Genomic DNA, 2,155 nt, shown 5'->3' with positions numbered 1-2,155 from the left:
ATATATAGAAAAGGAATGATAAGGATGGGGCTAGAGTAGACAAAGCAAAGTTATTTATAATCAAGCGCTATAGCGTGATTTATCGACTCTGTAGTTTAGAATGATACGAAGCTAAATGTAAATAAAATTCTAAATCTAGGAGGAATATATTATGTTGAATTATAAGAAATATCAAAGAGTACCTGTTGTGGATTATCCTGAGCGTGAGTGGCCCAATAAAGAGATTCAAAAGGCTCCGATTTGGTGTAGTGTAGATTTACGTGATGGTAATCAAGCATTAATTGAGCCTATGGTTGTTGAAGAAAAGATTGAATTCTTTTCTATGCTTGTTAAATTAGGTTTTAAAGAAATTGAAGTTGGATTCCCTTCTGCTTCTCAGATTGAGTTTGACTTCTTGAGACAATTAGTAGATCGAAAATTAATACCAGATGATGTATGTGTTCAGGTGTTAGTACAGTGTAGAGAACATTTAATCAAACGTACATTTGAAGCATTGGAAGGTGTTAAAACAGCAATAGTACATATTTATAATTCCACTTCAACTCTACAACGTGATGTTGTTTTTGGTAAATCGAGAGAAGAAATCAAACAAATCGCAGTTGAAGGTACGAAGTTGGTTAAAGAGTATGCGAAAGATTTCCCTGGTAGGATTATTTTAGAGTACTCACCAGAAAGTTTCACAGGTACAGAACTTGATTTTGCATTAGACATTTGTACGGCAGTTCAAGAAATATGGCAGCCTTCAAGTGATAATAAGATTATATTTAATTTACCATCGACAGTGGAGATGAATACACCTAATGTGTACGCAGATCAAATTGAATGGATGAGCCGCCATTTTAAAGATAGAGAGAATATTATACTTAGTGTTCACCCTCATAATGATCGTGGGACAGGGGTAGCCTGTGCAGAACTTGCATTACTTGGTGGTGCAGATCGTGTAGAAGGAACATTATTTGGTAATGGCGAGAGAACAGGTAATGTAGATATCGTGAATATCGCTTATAATATGTTCTCACAAGGAATTAATCCAGAGCTTGAACTTACTCACATCAATGAAATTGCTGAAGTCTATGAAAGATGCTGTAAACTTCCGATTCATGCTAGACACCCATATGTTGGTAAATTAGTATTTACTGCTTTCTCCGGTTCACACCAAGATGCTATTAATAAGGGCGTTAAGGCTATGAAAGATAGAAACAGCCAGATATGGCAAGTTCCATATCTTCCAATTGATCCGAGCGATATTGGTAGAGAATATGAACCTATAGTTCGTATTAATAGTCAATCGGGTAAAGGCGGAGTGGCGTTCGTTATGGATACGTATTTTGGATACAAATTACCAAAAGGTATGCATAAGGAATTTGCAGATGTTATTCAGAAGATTTCTGAGAAACAAGGAGAAGTGGCGCCAGATCAAATCATGGAAGAATTCAAGAAGGAATATCTTGATAAGAAAGAACCGCTTCACTTCAAACGTTGTAAGATAGAAGATGTCTCAGATGAAGATAATGACTTTGACACAAAAGTAGTATTAACTTATACAAACAACGGGGAAGAAAAAGTAGTGGAAGATTACGGAAATGGTCCTATTGATGCAGTACAAAGGGCAATTCAAGACTCTTTAGGAATCAAGATTAAAGTATTGGATTATTCGGAACATGCGTTAAGAGAAGGTTCCAATGCACATGCTGCAGCCTATATTCATATGCTTGATCAGGAAAACAACAAAGCTACTTTTGGTGTAGGCTTAAGTTCAAACATCACGAGAGCGTCTATTCGTGCTATCTTTAGTTCAATCAATCGTTTGAGATTTAACTAGTATCCATAAGAGACTTAATCCATTAGATACTAAAATTCGTAAGATAGATTAAGAAATAATTAAGAATCTTACGTCTCAAGTGGAAGAATACATGAAAAAAGTCAATTTGTTATTAAAATAGGTAAAATAGGATAATACTAGTATAGAGGAATCTATACATTATGTACATATCGATTCCACATATGTAAGTTAGTTGGATATTGATTGTATATAGTGTATAGATTTTTTTGTTACATTAAATGTGTTATAAAATTCGGCGTGGATTGCCTTGAATGTATAAAAATGCTATAATTTTTTGGATGGTTTGAAAAACAATTTGGAGGATAATGATAA

Annotated in this window: 1 protein-coding gene; it reads left to right on the top strand. The window is 34.4% G+C overall.

Going from position 1 to position 2,155, the window contains the following annotated elements; all coding sequences use genetic code 11:
- Nucleotides 1-151: 151 nt before the first annotated feature.
- The gene (gene leuA, locus ACW2QF_RS15650) at nt 152-1,822 is read left to right on the top strand and encodes a 2-isopropylmalate synthase (protein ID WP_455716944.1); all 1,671 of its coding nucleotides are present in this window, start codon (nt 152-154) and stop codon (nt 1,820-1,822) included.
- Nucleotides 1,823-2,155: the final 333 nt, after the last annotated feature.

The organism is Anaerosporobacter sp., from assembly GCF_965301125.1.
This window is presented reverse-complemented; position numbering and strand designations above follow the sequence as displayed.